The following is a 24,383-nucleotide window of genomic DNA, read 5'->3' as shown; positions in this document are numbered from 1 at the left end:
AATAGGCGGCGCTCGTGATGAAGTATGGCAAGATGCCACTTTGTGATTCATGGGCCTCCAGTTACGCATACAAAAATGAGGATTTGATCAAGTGATCAATATCTGAAATGTGAAGATTATGTGCATCCGTCAATTCCAATTAAAGTACAAATGTACTTCAATAATCAAAATACAAAATATTCAGAATCCGGTTGATCCTGCCGGACCTGACTGCTATCGGATTGATACTAAGCCATGCGAGTCATTGTAGCAATACAAGGCAGACGGCTCAGTAACGCGTAGTCAACCTAACCTATGGACGGGAATAACCTCGGGAAACTGAGAATAATGCCCGATAGAACACTATATCTGGAATGGTTTGTGTTCCAAATGATTTATCGCCGTAGGATGGGACTGCGGCCTATCAGTTTGTTGGTGAGGTAATGGCCCACCAAGACTATTACAGGTACGGGCTCTGAGAGGAGTAGCCCGGAGATGGGTACTGAGACACGGACCCAGGCCCTATGGGGCGCAGCAGGCGAGAAAACTTTGCAATGTGCGAAAGCACGACAAGGTTAATCCGAGTGGTTTCTGCTAAAGGAACCTTTTGTCGGTCCTAGAAACACCGATGAATAAGGGGTGGGCAAGTTCTGGTGTCAGCCGCCGCGGTAAAACCAGCACCTCAAGTGGTCAGGATGATTATTGGGCCTAAAGCATCCGTAGCCGGCGCTATAAGTTTTCGGTTAAATCTGTACGCTCAACGTACAGGCTGCCGGGAATACTGTAGCGCTAGGGAGTGGGAGAGGTAGACGGTACTCGGTAGGAAGGGGTAAAATCCTTTGATCTATTGATGACCACCTGTGGCGAAGGCGGTCTACCAGAACACGTCCGACGGTGAGGGATGAAAGCTGGGGGAGCAAACCGGATTAGATACCCGGGTAGTCCCAGCTGTAAACTATGCAAACTCAGTGATGCATTGGCTTGTGGCCAATGCAGTGCTGCAGGGAAGCCGTTAAGTTTGCCGCCTGGGAAGTACGTACGCAAGTATGAAACTTAAAGGAATTGGCGGGGGAGCACCACAAGGGGTGAAGCCTGCGGTTCAATTGGAGTCAACGCCAGAAATCTTACCCGGAGAGACAGCAGAATGAAGGTCAAGCTGAAGACTTTACCAGACAAGCTGAGAGGTGGTGCATGGCCGTCGCCAGCTCGTGCCGTGAGATGTCCTGTTAAGTCAGGTAACGAGCGAGATCCCTGCCTCTAGTTGCCACCATTACTCTCAGGAGTAGTGGGGCGAATTAGCGGGACCGCCGCAGTTAATGCGGAGGAAGGAAGGGGCCACGGCAGGTCAGTATGCCCCGAAACTCTGGGGCCACACGCGGGCTGCAATGGTAACGACAATGGGTTTCAAATCCGAAAGGATGAGGTAATCCTCAAACGTTACCACAGTTATGACTGAGGGCTGCAACTCGCCCTCACGAATATGGAATCCCTAGTAACTGCGTGTCATTATCGCGCGGTGAATACGTCCCTGCTCCTTGCACACACCGCCCGTCGTTTCATTGAAGTGAGCTCTTAGCGAGGTGACGTCTGATTGGCGTTATCGAACTTGGGGTTCGTGACAAGGGAAAAGTCGTAACAAGGTGACCGTAGGGGAACCTGCGGTCGGATCACCTCCTTAGACAAGGAAAGTGTACGGGTGTACATAATCTTCATATTGAATCATCGATGCAATGCATCACCAAAAGTGATGTATGAAGGATGTAGTGGGTCCCTGCCAGGGGACTTGCAATGATCGTCGTGCATAGTCGTGTAATATGTGGCTGAATATGCCGGTGTAAAGACGGTAATAGGTGGATTGCTAGGCTTGAGGAGAGATGAAGGACGTGGCAAGCTGCGATAAGCTCGGGGTAGGCGCACGCATCCTATGATCCCGAGATGTCCGAATGAGAATCTTGTACTTATGTACATTCCAGTACACTAGTATTGGAAGTCGAACCGTGGGAATTGAAGCATCTTAGTACCACGTGGAAAAGAAATCAATTGAGATTTCCCAAGTAGAGGCGATCGAAAAGGAAATAGCCCAAACTGAATCCTTCGGGAGATGTGGTGTTTTGGTATGATAATATGGAATCTTGGAACACAGCTGAAATGATCTGAAAAGTTCTGGCAAAGAGGGTGATACCCCCTTAGGCGAAGTGGGAAGAGTCCTATTCATACCCGAGTAGTTGTCCTTGGTAGTGGGCAATGAATATGGGTGAAAGTAGCATCCGAGGCTAAATATCTCTCAAGACCGATAGTGGACTAGTACCGTGAGGGAAAGCTGAAAAGTACCCCGGAAGGGGGGCGAAAAGTGCATGAAACCTATTACTTACAGACGTGCGTGGCATGGAAGGTGATTTTTTCAGATTAGAGATTCTAGCAATAGAGTTGAAGATTTGATGTCCAAATCATCAGTGTCACGCGTTCCGTCTCGAAACACGGGCCAAGGAGCTAACTGTCATGGCAAGCTTAAACCTGTAAAGGTGTAGGCGAAGGGAAACCGAGTTCTCGCAGCTTCGCAAGAAGTCAGGAGAAGCGTGTGAAAGTGCGTAGAGTCATGGCGGCTAGGCTAGAAGCCAGTCGATCTATTCCTGAGCTAGATGAAGGCGGGCGAAAGCCCGCTGGAGGTCTTAAGACGTTCTGACGTGCAAATCGTTGTTGTGACTTGGGAATAGGGGTCAAAAACCAATCTAGACTGGCGCTCGCTAGTTCCAACCGAAGCGTCTCGCAGGGCGTGCTTTGTGGAGATAGTGTTTCCGGTAGAGCACTGATAGAGAGGCGCGGGGGAGAAATCCCTCACCTCTCATTCAAACTCCGAACGGATATACATCGTAGAAGCAAGGACACGGGTTCATGTGGCGTAAGGCTCATGACCGAAAGGGGTTTAACCCAGACTGAAGTTAAGGTCCCCAAATTTTTGCTAAGTGTCAAGCTAAAGAGCGTGTTCTCGCCAAGACAGCAGGGAGGTAAGCTCAGAAGCAGCTATCCTTTAAAAAGTGTGTAACAACTTACCTGCCGAGGGGGGATGCCTCAAAAACGGACGGGGCTAAAGCAAAATACCGATACTTTGGATAATCATCAATGGATGATTCGTGGTAGGTTGGCGTAGTGATTGGGTCGAAGCAGGGCGATAACGTCCTGTGGACCGGTTTCTATTGCAGATCTTGGCGGCAGTAACAGCATAGTACAGTGAGAATCTGTACCACCGAAAGCGCAAGGGTTTCCAGGCAATGCGTTATCAGCCTGGAGGTAGTCGATCCTAAGATGTACCTCAACAGAGTACACCGAATGGGAAACTAGTTAATATTCTAGTACCTTGTATTGAGCGTTTGAGCTATATGGTTCGCTTCCGGATAGGGGTTGTACAACCATCGTTGTATCTAACTATTCGAGGGATGGGGAGTGTTGTAATGACGAGAACCATCCCGAGGTAGGAATGGCTTCGCGTTAGCGAAGTTTCCTCGAGTCCAGGAGACCATGAAAGATTGTGTAGTTAGTAAGATACAAGTTCGTACCCAGAACCGACACAGGTGCGCTGGCTTAGAAAGCTAAGGTGCTACGGGTATACCGTATGGCGAGGGAATTCGGCAAATTAGTCCTGTAGCTTAGGTATAAGGGATGCCTGCGATCTTCATGAGGAATGGGGATCGCAGGTTGCAATGACAAGGGGGTTTCGACTGTTTAATAAAAACACAGGCGACTGCTAGTCCGAAAGGATTTGTATAGTCGCTGAATCCTGGCCGGTGCCGGTACCTAAAACTTGGGTTCAACCGAGCTAAGGGCCGGTTAACGCCGGGAGTAACTCTGACTCTCTTAAGGTAGCCAAATGCCTTGTCGGGTAAGTTCCGACGCGCATGAATGGAACAACGAGAGCCCCACTGTCCCCGCCTACAACCCGGTGAAGCCACATAAGGTGGACGAACAGTCCATCAACTTCCATCGGGGAGAGAAGACCCCGTGGAGTTTTACTGCAGCTTGTGCTTGTGGTATAGTAAGAATTGCACAGGGTATCTGGGAGCCATGCTTAACACTCTCCGGGGTGTTAAGAAGCAACGATGTAACACCAGACTCTTTTTGCAGTACCACTTATCCAGTGAAGACCGGAGACACGTGCAGGTGGGCAGTTCGGCTGGGGCGGCACCCCTTTGAAAAGATATCAAAGGGGCCCAAAGTTGAGTTCAAACGGGGCAGAAATCCGTTGAAGAGGGCAAAGCCAAAAACTCGACTGAATGGATTTCCAAACGCACGGAATTCATAGACGAAAGTCTGGCTTAGCGATCCTTCGTGTGCCCACTATTGGGGCCCGGAGGTGACAGAAAAATTACCCCAGGGATAACAGGCTCGTCGCGGGCGAGAGCTCCTATCGACCCCGCGGTTTGGTACCTCGATGTCGGCTTTTCCTATCCTGGTCCTGCAGCAGGGGCCAAGGGTGAGGCTGCTCGCCTATTAAAAGGGAACATGAGCTGGGTTTAGACCGTCGTGAGACAGGTCGGTCTCTGCCTGATGGAAGCGCGAATAACTGAGGGGAAGTTGCTCTCAGTACGAGAGGAACAGAGCAGCGTGGCCACTGGTTTACCGGTTGTCTGATAAGGCAGGCCGGGCAGCTAAGCCGTTTAGGCTAAGTGCTGAAAGCATCTAAGCACGAATCCTATCCCGAGACAAGTTATTCTTTCGTAAGATGAAGGTCGGCAGCAAAATACTGCGTTGATAGGAAGGTGGTGTAGATCACAAGCTTCGGCGAGTGGTGAGCCAGCCTTTACTAATAGACCAACACATCGGTTCAGCCACTTACATAGAGACTATGCGCGATGATCATATTCATATCATCAAGTGGAACATATACACGACTTGTACGATGATTTTATTTTTAATCATACCTAGCGTTAGCTATGCGTTTTTAATTTGACAATTATTTTCTCTAGCGTTAGCTGGGTTTTAATTTGAAATTCTTTAGTGGTAACTATACATCTTTTTTTAAGATTTTATTGTCATGTCTACTGCAAAACCTGCCAAATTATCACAACCATCAACCCCGAAATCTGAATGTGGTAAAAAGAAATTCATTTTGTAATCTCCTGCTGGTCCTTTGAATTCAAATGATCCTTCCCATCCTGTTTGATCACCGATTTCTGAAATAATTTCATTATGTTCAAATGATCCTTCTTTACTGTCTATTTTTTTTTGAATCAAATCGTCTCCTGATTCAGGTAACATAAACAAAGTTGTGTAATGTGTAAATGGATCTATTTGTTTATTATCATCATTTTTCTTTTTCTTAAACCATTCATTTGTGATTTCGAATCCTTCGTCCACTAATCCTTCTGGAGTTAAAAATTTCCCTGTTGAAAAAGCCATTTTCATACCTGCATCTTCATATGTTGCTCCATTAACACATGCATCTGTAATTTTAAAATCTACTTTGATTCCTTTGTTTGGTTTTCCAGGATTTGTGATTTTTAGATACACATCATCTAATCCATCTCCGGTAAAATCCCCTGCACCTTCATCTACAATTTTCATTTTTTTCATGTGTGGTTCATTCAATGTTTTTTGTATTTGCTTTAAGGCCTTATCATAATGTTTTACTGCTTTTTTGAAATTTCCTTCATCGAAATATAAATTCCCTTTTTCAAATTGTTTTTGAGCTTTTTCTATTTTTTTGACTGATTTTTCATCTGCCACCATGTCTAAAATATCTGCAATTGAATTCTCAACTAATTCTTTTTTCAAAATTGCTTTTTCCTCTAAGGGTGAGATGGCATAAGATAATTCCATCGGATTTAATGTCAATGAAAATGTTATTAATAAAATACCTAGAAAAACAGCACTCAGTTTTTTCATGAATTGACTTTTCTTGTAATTTATTTTATTTAACCTGTTTTCCTTCTTCCCATAATTGGGATATTTTGATCATACAAAGTAAGCCTAATTTAACAAATTTTACACATGTTCTGTAAAATTACATACAACCTCTTGTATTATAACAAATGAACAAATCTGATGTATATGGAAATTTCACACTCTCTGAAAAAACTACATCTTGATATTTCAACTTTCAATGATATTTTCTCTGAACATTCAATTTTGGCGGTTACTGATACTGATGGCGTTATTCTTTTTGTAAATAAAAAATTCTGTCAATTATCAAAATATTCTGAAGATGAATTAATAGGACAAACGCATAGTATTTTAAAATCTGATGAACATTCTGATGATTTTTTTAAAACAATGTGGGATACTATACTGGCAGGAGATATTTGGGAAGGTGAAATAAAAAATCGTGCTAAAGACGGTTCATTCTATTGGTTAAAATCTACAATAATTCCTATTTTCGATTCTAAAAACAACATTAAAAATTTTGTTGCAATGAGAACCGATATTTCCAAAGAAAAAGAAATTCAAGAAAAACTATTGAAAATGGAACAAAAACTAACCAAACAAAATGAAGACCTGATGGAAATTGTGGAAAATAAAAGTTCTGAATTAGTGAAATCTGAAAGACTTGCAACTATAGGTACTATGGCTAGTAGAATTGCACACGATCTGAAAAATCCATTAACAATCATGCACACTTATGCTGAAATGTTAACTCCTGAAATTCTCTCAAAACTAAATTCAAAAAATAAAGAAAAGTGGCTTAGAATGCAAAATTCTATTTTTGATATGAATAGAATTATTGAAGATGTTTTGGATTTCGCAAGAACTACTGAGATTAAAAAAGAACCTACTTCATTTTTACACATAATCAAATTAGCTTTGAATCATGTAAAATCATCATATGGAATTAAAATCAACCTTCCTGAAAATGATTATCGTATAAAATGTGATGCAAGAAAAATGGAAGGAGTTCTATCTAATCTTATCAATAACGCTGTTCAAGCTTTGAATGGCCAAGGAGAAATTGACATAGATCTGGTTTCTGATTCTAAAATTTTGACTGTACAAATTAAGGATTCTGGCCCTGGTATTTCTGATGAAAATTTAAGCAAAATTTTTGAACCTATGTTTACAACCAAAACAACTGGAACTGGTTTGGGGTTGGTAATTTGTAAAAGTATTGTTGAGCAGCATGGGGGAACAATAACTGTGAGTAACAAACCCACCACTTTTGCCTTGACTTTGCCATTTTAATTTCTATTCTTCTAATTCTATGTCGTTTTGTAGTTCTTTTGGCAATCCTATCCACCATTCACTATGATTTTCAGACATTGTCTAACAAGATCTGTTATGTCTAATAGATCTGTTGGTAAAATCTTCACAGTAACAGTTTAACAAAATCTGACAAAATCTAATCTTTTGTATATTTTGTATCTGAATATTTTTCTGAAATTTTTATTTTAATTATGATTGTGTCTCCTAATTTATTGAAAATTCTTTGCCTGTTCTCATTGGTAAGAATCCAGCCTAAAACTATGTCTATTGGAAGCAAGAATGCTTTTCCAAAACTACTAATCAAAATTCCTTTCAAATTTGGTTTTTCCCCATTCATGCCTGTGACCTGTAAATTGAGGATTTTTTTCCCTATTGTTTGACCTGTCTTATATTCTAAAATTGTCCAATATACAAAAAACATGATACTAGTTGGAATGTATTGAGAACTTTCTGCCCATATCCCGTATTCTTCTAAATCATATTCTATCGTACCAAATAATGCAAAAATTATTGTTGTTGAAATTGCAGAAATTATTACAAAATCAATTAACCATGCAAAAAATCTATCTGTCCACTTGGCAAGAACGATCTTAGATGAAATCTCTGAATTAGAATCATTCATACTTTGCCTACAAGCTTCAAATTAATAAAACATGTTCATCATAGGTAAACATCATTTCAATCATAGATGATTTATCATTCTGATGTAACAAGTTGTTATGAAAGCAAAATTTGCAACATCATGTATCTCTTGTGGGGATAAAATTCAACCTGGTAAAGAGATTACAAAAAACCAAGATGATCAGTGGGTACACAAACACTGCGCCGAAGACTCAGAAGGTTTACCTTAGGAATTAATAGTGATCAGTTCATATTAAATTTGAAAGTATTTTTGACTTCCATTAATCCTATCGAACTTTTTTTATGGACTATTCGTAAAAATGAAAATGATGTTGTAAATCTTTACAATTCGCTATCTCCTGTAATGCAACTCGCAACAGGAGGAAATATGCTGAATTTTGGATATTGGGATAAACAACATGATACTCCTATTTCTGCACAAGAAAATCTATGTAATATTTTTGCAAATATGGCTGAATTAGATTCTTGTAAAACTGTTGTAGATGTAGGTAGTGGATTATCCGCACCTGCAATATTTTGGAGAAATAAATTTCCAAATTTATCTATATTTTGTGTTAACATCAATCAAGATCAACTTCGTTTTTCAGCACCTCAGAAAAAAATAGAATTTTTTAATTCCTCATCTACAAAATTACCTTTTACAACAAAATCTGTAGATAGGATTCTTGCTTTAGAGTCTTCACAACATTTCAAGCCTCTTGCTGATTTTATTTATGAATCAAAAAGAATTTTGTCTGATTCTGGTTTTCTTGTTTTAGCAATACCTGTAACTCTTAGTTCATCATCTCTTACAAAACTTGGAATCTTAAAATTTACTTGGTCTTCTGAACACTATGCTCTAAATGAAATCAAACAGATTATTTCATCTGAAGGATTTCAAATTTCTGAAGAAAAACTAATTGGTTCTAATGTATATGATCCATTGACAAATTACTATATTGAACATCGGGAAGAAATCAAAAAATCTATTTTAAAACAATATTCCTCATATGTGGAAAAAATTCTATTCAAATCTCTGCAAAAAATGAAAAATGCCTCTGAAAATAAAATCATTGATTATGTGTTGTTGAAATGCCATCTCTAGTCAAATCTCCTGAACTTTTAGGCTAGGTTTTTATTTTTGATATTATGCTAAAGAAATAATGTCTGATTCTACTTTAGATCTATATGCTCAAAAATGCACTCAGCTACTTAATGAATCTGAAATTCGTTTTGCAGGAATTGTGGATAAAGATGGGAAATTAATCGCAGGTGGTTTCAAAGAAGGACTGGTTCCACATGAGGGTGACGAAACTAGACTACAATCCTTTTTAGAATTTGTTTCAAAAGCATCTATTCGTAAAGAATATGATGAGAGTCTTGGTCCAATAAACTATCTTGCTGCTCGAAGAGACAAGGCAGTTTTAGTTAGTTTTCCCTTTCCAATTACTCAGATTCTATTACTAATTTCTGCAGAACCTACTGCCAATATTGAAAATTTAGCTAAAAAAGTTGTAGAAATTTTTACTGACGTAAATTAACCATAATTGAATCTGACGAATTCTTTAATTATGCAAAAATATCATTTCTAAAAATGCTTCTTTTTTCATTGTCTCTTACACTTTTACTAATTTCAGGTTTTTTGGTACCTGTATTTGGAGAAGTGAATGATTTTACAACTAACAAATCTCTTTATCATGAAAATGATCAATTAATTATTACTGGAACTATTTTTTACACTCCTGAAATTCCCTTCATAACAATTCAAATTTTTACTCCTGGAAAATCTAATTTTGCAGATTTTAATACAATTCCTGCTAATCCTGATGGTAGTTTTTCTGTGACTTTTAATGTTGGCGGTCCAACATGGACTTCTGATGGAATTTATCCAATCAAAGTTACATATGATGGAAATTTAGAAAAATCAATTGAATATCAAAAACTATCAGAACCACCTACTAAATCAGAACCCCCTACTAAATCAGAACCACCTACTAAATCAGAACCCCCTACTAAATCAGAACAAGTTAAAACTTTTAGTACTTTAAAACTTAAAATTCCAAATTTTCCTGCACTTGATAAATCTCCTCAATACTATCTTGATAGATACAACAATGAACCAAGCTACAAATCTTGGTTTGATTCTCAATTTCCAAAACAATCAATCACTAATGTTGTTGGATATCCATTAACTCACATTGATAATTTTCCTGCACTTGATAAATCTCCTCAATACTATCTTGATAGATACAACAATGAACCAAGCTACAAATCTTGGTTTGATTCTCAATTTCCAAAACAATCAATTCATAATATCTTAGGTTATGCAGATCCTATATCTGTGCCTGACTGGATACGTAATAATGCTGAATGGTGGGCAACTGGAAAGATTAATGATTCAGCTTTTGTTTCTGGAATTGAATTCATGTTGGAAAATAACATTATCATGGTTTCAACATCTTCTTCTGGTAATGTTTCTGATGATGAAATTCCTAGTTGGGTACGTAACAATGCACATTGGTGGTCTCAAGATTTAATCTCTGAAGATGAATTTGTCAATTCGTTAGAGTATCTTATTCAAGAAGGCGTTATATCAGTAAATTAATTCTGCTTTTAACAAATAGTTTTAATTCAGTTTATTTCTAATAAGATTAAATGAAAGCAACATTTGGTGCAGGATGTTTTTGGCATGTTGAAGATTTACTCAACAAAACCAAGGGAGTAAAATCCACTACTGTTGGATACATTGGTGGTAAACTTCCAAATCCTACGTATGAAGAAGTATGTACTGATAAAACAGGTCATGCTGAAGCTGTTGAAGTTGAATATGATCCTGACGAAATCTCTTTTGAAGAATTGTTATCTGTTTTTTGGAAAAATCACAATCCTACAACTTTAAATCGACAAGGTCCTGATATTGGAATTCAATATCGTTCAGCAATTTTTTATCATGATGAAAAACAAAAAGAAATTGCAGAGAATTCTAAACAATCTCTTGAAAAATCAGGTCATTTTGATGATCCTATTGTAACTGAAATTGTTCCTGCTCCAACTTTTTACAAAGCAGAAGAATATCATCAAAAATATTTCCAAAAACACGGATTTTCTTAGATTATTTTACTACTACAACTGGAATTTTGGATGTATGAATAACATAATTTGAAACACTCCCAAAGAACATCTCTTTTGCAGAACTTCTTCCTCTTGAGCCTATGACAATTAAATCAAAATTCCCTTTTCCGTGAGCAAGTTTAATTATGTTGTATCCAATTTCCCCTCTGGCAATTTTTTCAGTAAACACAATTCCATTTTTTGCAGCCAAAACCTTTGCTTCTTCCATGAATTTTTTTACTTGATCATTCAGTGCTTTTTCCACTGAGCCTACTCCTCTAAATTCTGAGTGCGGTGGCGCATAAATTGAATAAATTCCAGTAATTGTCGCCCCACAACTTCTGGCCAATGTAATTGCTGTTTCTAGACCTCTAATGGAGTTTTTTGATCCATCTAACGGAACTAATATTTTTGAAATTTTCTTTTTTATCACAAATCTTGTGTATTGTTGATACTAAAAAAGATACTTGTACTTTTCAATAATCCAAAATCTGCTGATCGCACAATTCACTAAAACTTATCTAGTGATGATAATTGTAGCTAAAACAGTGGAAGAAAAATTCCTCCAAATTGATGGGAACAAAATCCGATATTTGGAATCTGGTAACTCAAAAAACACTATTGTTTTACTTCATGGATTAGGCGCATCAGCTGAAAGATGGTTAAATGTACTTCCTATTTTTTCAAAACACTATAGTGTAATTGTCCCTGATTTGATAGGGTTTGGTTTGAGCGATAAACCCACTATTGATTACACTCCTGAATTATTTTCAGATTTTTTGGAAAAATTTTTTGCGCAAATTGGAATTGTTCGCCCAAATTTGATTGGTTCATCTTTAGGTGGCCAAATTGCAGCAACATATACTTCATCACATGCTGAAGAAATTGAAAAACTTGTTCTTGTTTCTCCTGCTGGAGCTATGACTCAATCGACTCCTGCCCTTGATGCATACGTAATGGCTGCATTATATCCAAATGAACAAACTGCCAAAAACGCTTTTGAATTAATGGAAGGTTCTGGAGAAGAAGTGCCACAAGATATTATCACTGGTTTTATTGAACGAATGCAACTTCCTAACGCAAAACTTGCATTCATGTCAACTGTTTTGGGATTAAAAAATTCTAAACCTATTACTACAAAACTTAGTTCTATCACAATTCCTACTCTGATCATTTGGGGTTCTGTGGATCCAGTAATTCCTATTGATTATTCAGGTAGTTTTATTTCGTCTTTGCAAGACTGTCGATTTTTTAGAATGGATGGGTGTGGTCATACTCCATATGTCCAAGATCCTGATACCTTTGCTTCAAAAGTTTTGGAATTTTTGAATGGTGCTTAGATCCATTTAAATACTAATGATTCCGACTATTACCTATGAGTGGTAATCAAAACCTATACGACCCATCTGAGATGTTCAAATCTTGGATTCAAAAAAGTGGCCGTGCTCAAGCAGAATTTATGAAAAGTTTTGGTTCTTTGATGTCAAATCAAACTAGCCAAACTTTCAATCCTTTAGAAACTCTAAAGGGAGTTTCTGAAAGTGCACGACAAACTCAATCTAATATGATGGATAACATGTCTACCATGCAAAGTAAAAGTATGGACACTATGTTTAGTATCGGACAAATGCTTCCATCTTTCATGAATTGGGGTGCTTACAAAACTACCATCAGTAGTAATGGGAGAATCTCTATTCCTGAAGCTGAACGTAATGCCCTTGGTTTAGGAGATGGTGATTTGGTTCAAGTCATCATATTACCAATTGCAAAAAAATCAAAAAATAAGGAGGTGAAACAATGAGTAAAAACGAAACAACACAAACAAATCCAAAAGATGTATTTTCTGTATATCAAGAAAATGTTGACAAACTCTTCAACGGTATTAAACAATCAGTACCACAATATCATCAGTCAATTACTAATGTACAACAGGAATTCCTTCAAGCATATGAAAACGTAGTAGATTCCACTATCACACTACAAAAAGAATATGTAAAAAAAGCAGGTATTGCAGCAAACATTCCTGAAGCATCATTAAAAGTAATCAATGATACAACAGAAGAATTTGTAAAGGCAGCTTCAATACAAAACCAAGTAACTCTTGCAACTATCGATGCAACACAACAAAATATTAAAACATTCAACGATAATGCAAAATCATTTGCTGACCTTAACAGAAATATTCTAAAATCGTGGATTTCTGCATTCACTACAAAAACTAACTAGTGAAAAATCTATTTTTTTAATTTTTTTCTTTTTTATGATCTTTCAGATAACCATTTTCCTAATTCTGGCAACACTTTCTTTTGTGATAAGGAACTAGCTATCATTCCTACGTGTCCTGTAGGATACATTCTGAGCGTTTTATCTTCACTTCCAATTGCATAATGTAACGGCATACTGCATTCTGGTGATACCAAGTGATCTCCTACTGCAATTTGTGTAAATGTTGGCATATTGATCTTTTTCAAATCTATGTGTTCGCCTCCTACATACATTTTATTTTGAATTAGCAAGTTTTCTTGATAGATATCTTTAATCCATTGTTTGAATAATTCTCCTGGAATTGGGGGCGTGTCTCCTAACCATTTTTCAACTCTGAGGAAATTATCTACAAATTTTTTGTTATCAATATTTTTAAAAAATTTTACATATTTTTCAATTCCTTGCTCAAATGGCTTTAAAACAGAAAAACAATAGTACATGAATTCTGGAGGCATGTTTCCAATGGTTTCAACCATTTTTTCTACGTCCATGTGTTTGGCAAGATTACTGATCACGGTTGTATCCCGCCATCCGTCAATTACTGGTGCTGTTGCGATATAATTTTTCACACTTTCTGGATGTAATGCAGTATATGCCGTGGAAATAGTTGCTCCTGTACAATATCCTTGTAATGAAATTTTTTCATTTGATGATTCATTTTTTATGTATTCTACTGCTGAATCCAGATATCCATTTACATAATCATCAAAATCTAAATATTTGTCCATGCTTGTTGGTGTTCCCCAATCTAACATGTATACATCAAATCCTTGTTGTAGAAGATTTCTTACCCAACTTTTTTCAGGTTGAATATCTAATATGTGATATCTGTTAATCAATGCATATGAAATCAACAATGGTGTTTTATGTTGTTTTTCTGTAAGTGGTCTATAACGAAGTAATCTTGTTTTGTCTAATTCATGAACAGTGTCATGAGGTGTCACTTCTAAGCTAATCTCATCTGGTGCAGAAACTAATTTTGGAGCATCTATTACATTTTTACTGAATTTTAATACTTCTTCGATGATCTTTGGATCAATTTTTGATTCACTATGCATTTTTACTTCTTCCTCTTTTTTTTAATTCTAATTCTAGTTTACCTACTCTTTTTTTCAAAGAATGAAGTTCCTTATAGACCTCATCGATTTCTTCTTTACTTGGTAGATTGACTGATTGTAAAACTACATTTGTGATATTGTTCCAATGTTTTGTAAGTTCCAATTCTTTTGACACAAGCTTTCCATAATTCTCTCCAAATTCTTTAGAGTCAAATAACTCTGTAAAATCATTATCGAAAATATCTATCCATATTCTTTTGAATGCTTCAATTTGTTCTACATCTTGGGGTACTTCGGGAGCTTTCAAATTTACTTTCTTTTGAGCTACTTCCCATGCGTTGGCTAGTTGCTTATAGTATTCAGTAAGATACTGATTAAATCCCATCAAATCTTCATTAATCTCAATTAGTTCTGTAGTTACTTTTTTTGAATTTGCTGCAAATGCTCTCATAGGCCCTGTTGATGCTAGTGCTTGTGGTTTACTTGACATCAGATGCATTAAATCTGTCCAAAACAATGACAAATGCTTGTAATAGTCCATTGTATTTTTTGAAGAATCTGATTGCACAGATATCGTTAATTACAGATCGCAATAAATAGTTCGATTACTAAATTAGACTAATGGATAATGTTGATGAGCTTGAAAAAATATGTCAAAACATTATCTCATTAGACTCAAAAATGCGTTCAGCTAGGCTCATCAATAACAGAGGTCATCTAATTGCAGGTGGCATGAAAGATGGATTGCTTTCTCTTGAAGCTCAAAAACAAGATGAAATGATGTTCATGGAGCTAGCATTACGTGTACGAATGAGACATGAATTTGATGCTGAATTTGGTGAGGTTCATTTTTCAATGTCTTATCGGGATAAAGTCATTGTAATGAGTTTTCCATTAAATAATGATGATGTATTGTTATTGTCTTGTGAAAAAGACATTGATTTTGGTAAATTGCCTTTCAAAGTCTTAAAAATTATTGATTCTTTAAAAAAATCTCCATTGAAAACATTCTGATCATAACAACTTAATTCATCTTTTTTAAAAATTCTAAATGTGGTATCTGCACAATATGTTAGCTGGTCTGATATTGATTCAATAGTTGCAAATCTTGCAAATATTATTTCAAAATCTACTAGGTTTTTTTCTAGTATTAGCACTTTGAGTCGAGGAGGATTGGTACCTTCTCGATTATTGGCAGATCAATTGGGGATAGACAAAATATTTGTAGATGAAACCGTCATATCGCATAATTCTATGTTTGTGGATGATATTTTTGATTCTGGAAAAACTTTTGACAATATTTGCGCCAAGATTGATGATCCTTCAAAATTATTTTATGTTACATTGTTTGCTAGACGTAATAAGACATATCCTTCACAATTAACGTATGGAAAAAAAACAGATAATGATGCATATGTGGTATTTCCTTGGGATAAGATGGAATTTGAACGATCACAAAATTAATCTTGTTTAATCTTTAAGCATTTGTCTCAAGCCTGCACATCTATTTCTAATGGTTACTTCTGTAACTCCTGATGCAATTGAAATATCTTTTTGCGATTTCACTTCTCCTGTGCTGATACATGCAAGATAAAGCGCTGCTGCTGCAATTCCCATTGGATCCTTTCCTGCCACCATTCCGATATCTTTTGCTTGATTTAAAATTGCAATTGCTTTTCTTTTACTTTTTTCGCTCAATTCTGCAATGCTTGCAATTCTTGAAACTCCTTTCACAGGATCAACAACCGGCATTTTTAATTCTAATTCTCTAAAAATTAATCGATAACATCTGGCAACATCTTTTCTTCTAATGTTTATCCCCTTTGCAATATCGTCCAACGTTCGTGGTGTTTCTGTGTTTCTACAAGATGCATAAAGACATGCAGCTACTAATCCTTGGATTGAACGACCTCTAACTAATTTTTTCTCCATGGCTTTTCTGTAAATGTATGCTGCCTTTTCAATTACCGCATCAGTTAATGCAAGTTTATCTTTTAATTTGTCCATTTCGTTTAATGCTTGTCTCAAATTTCTATCTGCAGAGGAATGTGCTTGACTTCTACTGTCCCAAGTTCTTAGTCTTTCAATTGAACTTTTAACACTTGCCGATAATGGTTTTCCTGTTGCATCTTTATTTGCAGCACCAATTACTGTTGATAATCCCATGTCGTGCATAGTAAGTGATGTTCCTGCACCTGTTCTGGCTTTGTTACCTTCATCATTTGAAAATGAACGCCATTCAGCTCCAGTATCTGCAATTTTGTCTGTTACAACTAGTCCGCATTTACTGCAGAACAATTCTCCTGTATTTTGATCTGTGACCATTTTTTTGTCTCCACATGATGGGCATTTTGGTCCTGTAACCATAGTGTTTTTGAGCATAATGTTAATTATTATCAAAATGCCTTATTATCCATTTTACCAAATATCTGCAGGTTAATTGTGTGTAGGTTGAGCTAATCCTTATTCTCATATTTTAGAACATGATCCGATTTTATGATTAACTTAGTAGACAATATGCATATGATGGTGTAAATGATGGAAACATGATGTTGTTTTTGTCATTGACATGTTTTAATCCAATTGAGTGTCCTAATTCATGAGTCATGATAGTTTCAACACTATTTACATCGTATAATTGAAAACTTCCATCACAATTGTAATCTCCTAAGGTCACTTCTACAACTCCTTTGCCGAGGTGTGCATGACCTAATACCCCTTCACCAATATCTCGAACTACCCATGTTACCCACACATTTGCTTCATGTTTCAAATCTGTAATCTCAAATTGGATTTTAGCTTTTTGTTCATTTGTGGTTAACTCTTGATTTTCCCAAAATTCAAAACTGTTTGATAGTGTACTTACGTGATCTAATGGTAATCCTGTTGGCTGTTCATTAATGTAAACTTTGTAATTGATTATGTATGTGTCATCTTCAATTTGATATGTTGGGTCTGGGAATTTTTCTGATGCCTTTTTAACTTGTTCTTCAAAATTCCATTTTACATAATCTCTGAGGAATTTCTTTATTACATCTTGACTTGGGTTGGGATATTCGATGTATCTTTTTTCTTTGGAAATGTTATTTGAAATATCTCTGAGATATTTTTCAAATAAATAAAATTCCTGTTCTAACTCTTCTTGAGATTTGGTTGGTTCTTCAACATTGACTGATATTATTCCATTACTAATTAGATATTGAATTCCTTGCACAAATGCTTCATCATCAATCTGTCCATCAGCCCACCATCCAGCATTGTTTCTAATCCAATTTGGAATTTGTTCATTTGATTGATTTAATGTGTCTACGGGAGGGATTTGAATAATTTTGTTTTTAATTAAATATACTAATGCAGAGTTGAATTCTGAATCTTCAATTGTTTCTTCTGACCACCACTTTGCTATTGGTTTTATCCATTCTGGAATTGATGTGATTTGGGTTTGTGCTGTTTTTGGTTTTTCAGTAGGTGTGTATGGGTATTTTGTAATTACCTTGTTGATGAATTCTTTATAGTTGTTAATTACTACGCTACTTGGTTTTTGCATGGATGCTTTTTCAAAATATGCTATGGATTCTTGATATTCTCCTAAATATCCAAACCCTACACCCATACCTGTTAACGAAATAATGTCATCTGGTTTGTATTGTAATACTTTGAAAAATTGTTTTAATGAACTAGTATGCTGTTCTAAGTTACTTTGGGCTATTCCTTTCATTTTGAGAGTTGAGATGTTGTTGGGGGCAATCTCTAAAATTTCATCATAAATGGATACTGCTTCTTTGTATTCGCCTCTAACAAAATGCTCTTTTGCTATATTAAACATAATTTCAGGGTCTTCATTGATTTGTGCAAAACTTGTTTGATGTGAAATCGTGAAACTGACTAAAATGGCAATTAAAAAATAAACTATCTTCATCTTAATTTTTTCATATTTTTGATTTTGTTTATAGTTTGTTTCCAATTTCTACTTTAACATGCTTGTTTTTAATGATTTGATTTATTGTTTTAAAGAATTTAGAAAATCTTTAATTCATTAATGATTGTCTGATTTAGTATTGACAAATGTGGGTGTAGGTGAAATCATTTATGATTTACGAAAAAAAATTCAAGCAATTCAAAGTGAATTGGATGGGTTAGGTGGATCTGTTGACGATTTACCTGAAATGATTGATAATGCTAATTTGCTCCGCTCAAATGAGTATCTTTCAAAAACCAATGAAAAAAAAGATGAATTACTGATTGCATATGAACAATATTCTGTTGCCCTTGAAGAATTATTATCTTCTGTATTTGATATCCAAAAAGATCTTAAAGATATTCTTAAGGAACAATCCTCTTTGATCTCTACACCTGTAAAAAAAACTTCAAAATTAAAAACTAAATCTAAGAAAAAATGATTTTATTTTGACATATGTATGATGTCGCCTGCAATCACTTTGTAATTTTTGTTGTTTTCTGATAATATTAGAGATCCATCTTCATCAATTTTAATCGCTTTTCCTTTAATTTTCCCATTAATTGTGTTTAATTCCACATTTTTTCCTATGGTGGATGATCTTATTGTCCATTCATTTATGATTTCTTTAATTTTTTTGGAGTTTAGATTCTTGTAAATTTTTTCCAATTCTACCAAGAATGTTTGAACTAATTGTATTGGTTTTACTTTTTGATTTTGATCACTAAGCGATGCAATTCCATAAAAATTTGCAGTTCCTTTGAGAGATTTTTCAATTTGTTTTACGTTCACATCAAAATTTATTCCTACTCCCAAAACTAAATTCTCAATTCTGTTTGACTCTAACGACACATCTACTAACATTCCAGCTACTTTTTTACCTTTGATTGTCAAATCATTTGGCCACTTCAATTCTGGTTTAATGGAAAATGTTTTTTCAATTGCAATTGATAATGCAAGCGATGATGCTATTGGAAATAATGTTGTAATTGATATGTCAAATTCTGGTTTCAATATGATTGAAATCCATATTCCCCCTTTTGGTGACATCCATTTCCTTCCATCTCTTCCTCGCCCTCCCGTTTGTTTTGCTGCAACTATAACAGCTCCGTTGATGTTGGGTTCTTCTGTCATTTTTAATGCCTGATTTTGAGTTGAATCTATTGAATCAAAATAAAATGCCTGCTGACCAATAATTTTTGTTTTCAAATTTGAAGTAATTTCCCATGGTAACAACAATTCCGAATTTGATATTAGCTTGTATCCTAGTTTTTGTTTTGATTCTACAATGTATCCTAACTCTTGGATTTTTTTGATATGTTTCCAAACTGCAACTCGGCTTATTCGTAAAACATCACTCAAATCTTGACCTGAAAGATATTCTGTATTGTGAGATTGTAAAAATGTCAGTACTTTGACTAATCCTGGGTTATCAAAAGAATTGTATGTCAACTATGATTTGTTTTCATTTCGAGTATAAAACACAAACTAGAATCCTATGTCGAAATCAAATCCGCCATCATCCATGCTGCCATCATCCATGCTGCCATCATCCATGCCTCCATCATTTACTTCTGGCATGTTTTCAGGTGCAACATAATCTGACATTGCCATTCCCATCATACTAAACATCATTGAAAACATCATCATATCCATTATTCCAAAGAACATCATTGATGGAATTATTGATTTGTTATTTTCCATTTCTTGTTTTAGCTTCTCTTTATCTCCTGATTTGTATAATAGTGACATTTGTTCCCATTTTGTTTGTAATTCGTGAATTCTTTCGTCTAATTCGTTGGAACCTTTTTCCGTTGCAGAAATTTCTATTTTCCTCCCAAACCAACCTTTTTTTTCTTCCGCTTTGATGAAACCTCTGTTTTCTAGTTGTTCTAAAATACTGTTTAATTCCTCAGGTTCAATTTGAGTCATTTTCTGTATCTTGTCAAATTTTTTAGCACCTCTTTTTATTGCTCCTAAAACTATGAGATCTTTAGGTTCTGATTCCATGTTTCTTGTTTTTAATTACGACTAAAAAATTATTCGTATGGTAAACTATTTTCAAAAATTATATTCTGCATCTTTGTGTAACTTTTATGGAGCAAGATCCTTCATCTGATGAACAAATTCGTGAAATTCTTTCATTAAATAAAGTGGTTGTTGTTGGAATGTCTAAAAATTCTTCAAAAGCTGCTCATTATGTACCAAAATATCTTTTGGAGAATGGATATAATATTACACCTGTAAATCCCACAACTGATGAGATTTTAGGGAAAAAATGTTATAGTTCAATTTCTGAAATTGATGAAGATATAGATATTGTTGATGTTTTCAGGCCTTCTGATCAGGTATTATCTGTTATACAGGATGCAATAAAGAAAAAACCTAAAGTGATTTGGCTTCAAGAAGGCATCCATAATTCTGAAGCAGAAGAACTCGCAAAAAAAGCTGGAATTAAAGTCATTTTTAATCGATGTATGTTGGCTGAGCATCAGAGATTGTCCAGATGACTACTTTTGAAAATTTTTATCATGATTTATTGGAATTTGTAAAAAAATATGAAAACCAAAATGTCCCTTTGAAAATAGAAAAAGATCTTGAAAATGACATTGTAAAAATACTTGGTGAGAAAATTTCTTCTTTATCTAGAGCACAAAACGGTCTCAATGATATTACAGAGCTTGCTTATACTACTGCAGAACATCATCCTTATTGGAATTTAGTTTACAATTGTTCTGAAATAACAAATAGTGTTTTGGACAAATGGAAATCTTCCCTTTCTGATGAGGATGTTTCTGATATTGAATGGGCAATTCGGGAATTAACTCAAACATTAGAAAAAATTAAAAAGAAAAAATCTGTGGATTGCTAGGCAAAGATAAATATTCTGAACTGATAATCTTTTCATGCCTATCAAGATTGGATTAATTGGTAAAACTAATACTGGGAAAACAACTTTCTTTAATTCCGCAACGTTATCCTCAGAAGAAATTTCTTCATATCCTTTTACTACTAAATCTCCCGTATCTGGAATAGCTCATGCCATATCTCTATGTGTACATCATGAATTTAAAATTCAAGACAATCCTAATAATTCTAAATGTCTTGATGGTTGGAGGTATATTCCAATTGAACTCATTGATTTGCCTGGTCTCATAAAAGATGCTTGGAAGGGTAAAGGTCTTGGTAATCAATTCTTATCCATTGCCGCACAATCTGATGCACTGCTACATGTGGTAGATGCTTCTGGTGGCATTGATTCTACTGGAAAAATAACTGAATCTGGTACTGGTGATCCCATATCTGATTTTGCTGATATTGAAGAAGAATTAATCATGTGGTATCATAAAATCTTGGAAGGAAATAGGGACAAAGTTTCTAAATTAATTAAAGGTGGTTCTGATGTTTTAGATGCACTTACTGATCTTTATCGTGGTATTGGTGTAACTAAATCACATGTAAAAGAAACTTTTCATGCTACTGATCTTGAAGAAAAACATTTTGATAATTTTGATATGACGGATACTAAGAAATTTGCATCACATCTTAGAAAAATCTCTAAACCTACATTGATTGTTGCAAACAAAGTTGATGTTGATGGCGCTGACAAAAATTTTGTTCGGTTGAGAGAACGATATAACGATTCAATAGTTATACCTGTTAGTGGCGACAGTGAATTTGTTCTTAGACGTGCTGAACAGAAAGGCTTGATTAAGTATTCGCCTGGCTCAGAAACTTTTGAAATAATCAAATCTGATGAACTAAACAAAAAACAAATCAATGCACTTGATTTTATCAAAAAAGGCATCATGGGAGAATACATGAGAACCGGTGTTCAATTTGCAATAAATGTAGCCGTATTCAAATTACTCAAGATGAATTCTATTTATCCCGTAGCTGACGAAAAAAATTTGGCGGACAAAAAAGGTCGTGTATTGCCTGATTTAATATTGTTAAAAGATGGAGCAACTATTAGTGATCTTGCAAAAGAAATTCATACTGATTTAACCAAAGGATTGCTTTATGGCAAAGATTTGAGATATAATCTTAGATTGCCTGTTGATTATCAACTAAGAGATAGGGATGTTGTATCTCTCGTCAGTGCAACAAAAAAATAACTATCCTCGTTTTCTACTTCTTGGCTTTGTCCTTAACACTGCTTTGCAACAAATACAACGTGTGTCTTCTCCATTCAAAAATATGCCACAGAATGTACATCGTTTTTGCCCAATTTCATATCTAATTTTATTTGGAACTGGTTCTGCTTTATGCATTAGGCAAATACCTCTACATGTTCTACCCATAAATCTCACCTCCTATCTTTTCTTTAATTTCCCTAGTTCTGTCTCTTATGGTGACTGCACTAATACCAGAAGCTGCTGAAATTTTTAACTGAGAAATTCTTTCTTCATTTATTGATGCAGCTAAATGAATTGCAGCAGCTGCCATTGCCATTGGATTTTTACTAGTTGAAATATTTTTCTCTGATGCATGATTTAAAATTTTAAAAGCTAGCCTTTCAGTTTTCTCTGATAACTTCACTGCTTTTGCTATTCTTGTAATGAATTCACTTGGATTATACACATCAGGGTGTAAATCTAACTCTTTTACTAAAAATCTGTATATTCTTTGCAAATTTTTCTTTTTTATGTTTCCTGCATTTGCAACATCTTGTAGTGTTCTTGGAGTGTCTGATAATCTACATGTAATGTAAACTGTCGCACATAACATGGATGATGTTGATCTTCCTGCAAGAATTTTTTTAGCAGCAATTTTTCGAAATAAATATGCTGTTTCTTCAACCACTGATTCTGGCAAAGCTAATTTTGAACTTATTCCGTCTAACAGTGTAAATGCTTTTTGAAACGATTTAACAGATATTGCAGAACGACTATTTCTATCCCACATCCTCAAACGGTAAAACATTCTGCGATTTTCATTTGACAATGATTTGCCTGTAACATCTTTATCTTGAGATTCCATTATTGTTGATAGCCCTCTATCTGCCATTTTCAATGATGTTTTCATGCCTAGTCTAGAATTATTTTGAAAATCCTCTGCACTAAGGCCACTAATTTCTGCGTTAACATCAATCATTTTTTCTAATGATACTACTCCGCAAGTACTACATGCTACTTCTCCTGTGTGTATGTCTGTGATCACTTTGTTCTTTTTACAGTTTTTTTGATGTATTAATTCTGATATCATATTTTGATTATCTGTTTGAATTATTTAAGGCGGCAAAATTTTTTAATCTAGTGCTAATATGTAGTTGTTTTTTGTATATTTGATTATTTTTTGGCACTAGTGTGTTTTTTCTAATATTTGTTATGTTGTTCTGATGATTTTGGGCATTTCGTCCAAATTTACATTTGAAATTACTTTGGCATCAAATTTTGGAATTTTTTCTTTCTGCATTGCATATCCTCCAACCAAAATTGGAATGGAAAACTCTGCTTGTATTTTTTTTACTAGTCTTTGACCTGCAGAAATATTGTCTGAGAGTGTTATGGATATGAATACAATATCTGGTTTGTTGTTTTCAATGAAATTAATTATTGATTCTGTAGGCATTGATGTTGCCATGTTGTAAACTTTGTATCCTTTTATTGTAAGATATGTTTCCAACACATCACATCCTAAATGATGTTCTTCTCCTAACGGAACACATATGAGGATTTTTTTCTTATTGGATGAACCTGAAACTTTGTCCATGATAATTTTAACTAATGTCTGAGCAATGTTGCTAGCTACATGTTCCGTTGCAATGCTTATTTTGTTACTTGACCAATCTTCTCCAATATCATACATTACTGGTTTTAAAATTTTATCAAAGAAATCTGAAGCATTAAAAATTTTAACATATTCTTCATAGATTTTAACGCATTCTTCAATATTTCCTTCTGTCAATTTTTTATAAATTTGTTTTTTTGATTTCCTTGTAGCTTCTTCTCTTTTTTTAATATCTTTTGGATTAAATGATGCTAGTACTGACAATACTTTAGGATCGTTTCTGTATTCTATTGGGATGTCATCTTTAATCACATCAGTTGCCTTTCCAAGGTATTTTACAATCTCTTGTTTTGATGTCTTTTTTTTAGAATTCCATACACTTTTTACCAAATATAGGTATTGATCCGATTTTACTTTTTTGGCTCTGATATATACCATATTCGTTGTTTTTTTATATGGTATTTAAC

27 protein-coding genes and 2 rRNA genes are annotated in these 24,383 nt (G+C 35.3%); 17 read left to right on the top strand and 12 right to left on the bottom strand.

Annotated features, from left to right (window positions below; translation table 11 throughout):
* Positions 1-184 precede the first annotated feature (184 nt).
* A 16S ribosomal RNA gene (locus K5781_RS01725) occupies positions 185-1,655 on the top strand.
* A 149-nt stretch (positions 1,656-1,804) separates the two neighbouring features.
* A 23S ribosomal RNA gene (locus K5781_RS01720) occupies positions 1,805-4,801 on the top strand.
* The 16S and 23S rRNA genes sit together here, the layout of an rRNA operon.
* A gap of 191 nt (positions 4,802-4,992) precedes the next feature.
* Here K5781_RS01720 and K5781_RS01715 read toward each other — a convergent pair.
* Positions 4,993-5,859, bottom strand: a complete 867-nt coding sequence (locus K5781_RS01715) for a tetratricopeptide repeat protein (protein WP_297440059.1) — start codon at positions 5,857-5,859, stop codon at positions 4,993-4,995.
* A gap of 165 nt (positions 5,860-6,024) precedes the next feature.
* Between K5781_RS01715 and K5781_RS01710 the strand changes: the two genes are divergently transcribed.
* Positions 6,025-7,149, top strand: a complete 1,125-nt coding sequence (locus K5781_RS01710; protein WP_297440057.1) for an ATP-binding protein — start codon at positions 6,025-6,027, stop codon at positions 7,147-7,149.
* 157 nt (positions 7,150-7,306) lie between these two features.
* Here the strand turns inward: K5781_RS01710 and K5781_RS01705 are convergent, their stop codons facing one another.
* Positions 7,307-7,792: an RDD family protein gene (locus K5781_RS01705; RefSeq protein WP_297440055.1), complete on the bottom strand. Its 486-nt coding sequence runs from the start codon at positions 7,790-7,792 to the stop codon at positions 7,307-7,309.
* 97 nt (positions 7,793-7,889) lie between these two features.
* Here K5781_RS01705 and K5781_RS01700 point away from each other — a divergent pair, with 97 nt between their 5' ends.
* Genes K5781_RS01700 through msrA form a run of 5 tightly spaced genes read left to right on the top strand, consistent with a single transcriptional unit; the run spans position 7,890 to position 10,902 of the window.
* Positions 7,890-8,021: a hypothetical protein gene (locus K5781_RS01700; RefSeq protein WP_297440053.1), complete on the top strand. Its 132-nt coding sequence runs from the start codon at positions 7,890-7,892 to the stop codon at positions 8,019-8,021.
* Positions 8,022-8,050: 29 nt separating this feature from the next.
* Positions 8,051-8,896 (top strand): methyltransferase domain-containing protein, encoded by an 846-nt coding sequence (locus K5781_RS01695; protein WP_297440051.1) that lies wholly within the window; start codon positions 8,051-8,053, stop codon positions 8,894-8,896.
* A gap of 58 nt (positions 8,897-8,954) precedes the next feature.
* Positions 8,955-9,332: a DUF6659 family protein gene (locus K5781_RS01690; protein WP_297440049.1), complete on the top strand. Its 378-nt coding sequence runs from the start codon at positions 8,955-8,957 to the stop codon at positions 9,330-9,332.
* Positions 9,333-9,385: 53 nt separating this feature from the next.
* Entirely contained in the window at positions 9,386-10,396 is a 1,011-nt protein-coding gene (locus K5781_RS01685) for a hypothetical protein (protein WP_297440048.1), read from the top strand.
* 50 nt (positions 10,397-10,446) lie between these two features.
* Positions 10,447-10,902, top strand: coding sequence for a peptide-methionine (S)-S-oxide reductase MsrA (msrA, locus tag K5781_RS01680; RefSeq protein ID WP_297440046.1), 456 nt, complete (start codon positions 10,447-10,449; stop codon positions 10,900-10,902).
* A 1-nt stretch (position 10,903) separates the two neighbouring features.
* Here the strand turns inward: msrA and K5781_RS01675 are convergent, their stop codons facing one another.
* Entirely contained in the window at positions 10,904-11,335 is a 432-nt protein-coding gene (locus tag K5781_RS01675; protein ID WP_297440043.1) for a universal stress protein, read from the bottom strand.
* Positions 11,336-11,429: 94 nt separating this feature from the next.
* Here K5781_RS01675 and K5781_RS01670 point away from each other — a divergent pair, with 94 nt between their 5' ends.
* Genes K5781_RS01670 through K5781_RS01660 form a run of 3 tightly spaced genes read left to right on the top strand, consistent with a single transcriptional unit; the run spans position 11,430 to position 13,128 of the window.
* The gene (locus K5781_RS01670; protein ID WP_297440203.1) at positions 11,430-12,242 is read left to right on the top strand and encodes an alpha/beta hydrolase; all 813 of its coding nucleotides are present in this window, start codon (positions 11,430-11,432) and stop codon (positions 12,240-12,242) included.
* A 35-nt stretch (positions 12,243-12,277) separates the two neighbouring features.
* A complete protein-coding gene (locus tag K5781_RS01665; protein ID WP_297440041.1) occupies positions 12,278-12,703 on the top strand; it encodes an AbrB/MazE/SpoVT family DNA-binding domain-containing protein in 426 nt (141 codons plus the stop codon).
* Positions 12,700-13,128: a hypothetical protein gene (locus K5781_RS01660; protein WP_297440039.1), complete on the top strand. Its 429-nt coding sequence runs from the start codon at positions 12,700-12,702 to the stop codon at positions 13,126-13,128. The genes K5781_RS01665 and K5781_RS01660 overlap by 4 nt, the downstream gene beginning before the upstream one ends.
* A 32-nt stretch (positions 13,129-13,160) precedes the next feature.
* Here K5781_RS01660 and phaC read toward each other — a convergent pair whose 3' ends face one another.
* Together phaC and K5781_RS01650 are read right to left on the bottom strand one after the other, a co-directional pair.
* Positions 13,161-14,225, bottom strand: a complete 1,065-nt coding sequence (phaC, locus tag K5781_RS01655) for a class III poly(R)-hydroxyalkanoic acid synthase subunit PhaC (RefSeq protein ID WP_297440037.1) — start codon at positions 14,223-14,225, stop codon at positions 13,161-13,163.
* On the bottom strand, positions 14,218-14,793 hold the full coding sequence (locus K5781_RS01650) for a poly(R)-hydroxyalkanoic acid synthase subunit PhaE (protein WP_297440035.1): 576 nt from the start codon (positions 14,791-14,793) through the stop codon (positions 14,218-14,220). Before K5781_RS01650 ends, phaC begins: the two co-directional genes overlap by 8 nt.
* Before the next feature lie 53 nt (positions 14,794-14,846).
* Here K5781_RS01650 and K5781_RS01645 point away from each other — a divergent pair, with 53 nt between their 5' ends.
* The gene (locus tag K5781_RS01645; RefSeq protein ID WP_297440033.1) at positions 14,847-15,239 is read left to right on the top strand and encodes a DUF6659 family protein; all 393 of its coding nucleotides are present in this window, start codon (positions 14,847-14,849) and stop codon (positions 15,237-15,239) included.
* Positions 15,240-15,278: 39 nt separating this feature from the next.
* Complete coding sequence (locus K5781_RS01640; RefSeq protein WP_297440031.1) at positions 15,279-15,689, top strand: phosphoribosyltransferase; 411 nt, start codon at positions 15,279-15,281, stop codon at positions 15,687-15,689.
* A gap of 6 nt (positions 15,690-15,695) precedes the next feature.
* Here the strand turns inward: K5781_RS01640 and K5781_RS01635 are convergent, their stop codons facing one another.
* Positions 15,696-16,607 carry a TFIIB-type zinc ribbon-containing protein gene (locus K5781_RS01635; protein WP_297440030.1) on the bottom strand — a complete coding sequence of 304 codons (912 nt, stop codon included), beginning with the start codon at positions 16,605-16,607 and terminating at the stop codon, positions 15,696-15,698.
* A gap of 118 nt (positions 16,608-16,725) precedes the next feature.
* Positions 16,726-18,144 (bottom strand): M57 family metalloprotease, encoded by a 1,419-nt coding sequence (locus tag K5781_RS01630; RefSeq protein ID WP_297440202.1) that lies wholly within the window; start codon positions 18,142-18,144, stop codon positions 16,726-16,728.
* A 139-nt stretch (positions 18,145-18,283) separates the two neighbouring features.
* Here K5781_RS01630 and K5781_RS01625 point away from each other — a divergent pair, with 139 nt between their 5' ends.
* Positions 18,284-18,625: a hypothetical protein gene (locus tag K5781_RS01625; protein WP_297440200.1), complete on the top strand. Its 342-nt coding sequence runs from the start codon at positions 18,284-18,286 to the stop codon at positions 18,623-18,625.
* Between the two features lie 2 nt (positions 18,626-18,627).
* On the opposite strand, the gene K5781_RS01620 is transcribed toward K5781_RS01625, so the two are convergent.
* A complete protein-coding gene (locus K5781_RS01620) occupies positions 18,628-19,635 on the bottom strand; it encodes a biotin--[acetyl-CoA-carboxylase] ligase (RefSeq protein ID WP_297440028.1) in 1,008 nt (335 codons plus the stop codon).
* A 36-nt stretch (positions 19,636-19,671) separates the two neighbouring features.
* Positions 19,672-20,193 (bottom strand): winged helix-turn-helix transcriptional regulator, encoded by a 522-nt coding sequence (locus K5781_RS01615; protein ID WP_297440026.1) that lies wholly within the window; start codon positions 20,191-20,193, stop codon positions 19,672-19,674.
* Between the two features lie 86 nt (positions 20,194-20,279).
* On the opposite strand from K5781_RS01615, the gene K5781_RS01610 reads away from it, so the two are divergent.
* From K5781_RS01610 to K5781_RS01600, 3 genes are read left to right on the top strand one after another with little or no spacing between them, the layout of a single operon-like run.
* Complete coding sequence (locus tag K5781_RS01610; RefSeq protein WP_297440024.1) at positions 20,280-20,693, top strand: CoA-binding protein; 414 nt, start codon at positions 20,280-20,282, stop codon at positions 20,691-20,693.
* Positions 20,690-21,055, top strand: a complete 366-nt coding sequence (locus K5781_RS01605) for a hypothetical protein (protein ID WP_297440022.1) — start codon at positions 20,690-20,692, stop codon at positions 21,053-21,055. Before K5781_RS01610 ends, K5781_RS01605 begins: the two co-directional genes overlap by 4 nt.
* Positions 21,056-21,089: 34 nt before the next feature.
* Positions 21,090-22,301, top strand: a complete 1,212-nt coding sequence (locus K5781_RS01600) for a redox-regulated ATPase YchF (RefSeq protein ID WP_297440020.1) — start codon at positions 21,090-21,092, stop codon at positions 22,299-22,301.
* On the opposite strand, the gene K5781_RS01595 is transcribed toward K5781_RS01600, so the two are convergent.
* The 3 genes from K5781_RS01595 to K5781_RS01585 all read right to left on the bottom strand — a co-directional run bounded on the left by K5781_RS01595 (position 22,302) and on the right by K5781_RS01585 (position 24,354).
* Positions 22,302-22,487, bottom strand: coding sequence for a hypothetical protein (locus K5781_RS01595; RefSeq protein WP_297440018.1), 186 nt, complete (start codon positions 22,485-22,487; stop codon positions 22,302-22,304). It abuts the gene before it with no gap.
* Complete coding sequence (locus K5781_RS01590; RefSeq protein ID WP_297440016.1) at positions 22,480-23,391, bottom strand: transcription factor TFIIB; 912 nt, start codon at positions 23,389-23,391, stop codon at positions 22,480-22,482. The genes K5781_RS01595 and K5781_RS01590 overlap by 8 nt, the downstream gene beginning before the upstream one ends.
* A gap of 120 nt (positions 23,392-23,511) precedes the next feature.
* Positions 23,512-24,354, bottom strand: coding sequence for a cobalamin-dependent protein (locus tag K5781_RS01585; RefSeq protein WP_297440014.1), 843 nt, complete (start codon positions 24,352-24,354; stop codon positions 23,512-23,514).
* Positions 24,355-24,383: the final 29 nt, after the last annotated feature.

This window comes from Nitrosopumilus sp. (assembly GCF_025699255.1).
Taxonomy (GTDB): domain Archaea; phylum Thermoproteota; class Nitrososphaeria; order Nitrososphaerales; family Nitrosopumilaceae; genus Nitrosopumilus.
This window is presented reverse-complemented; position numbering and strand designations above follow the sequence as displayed.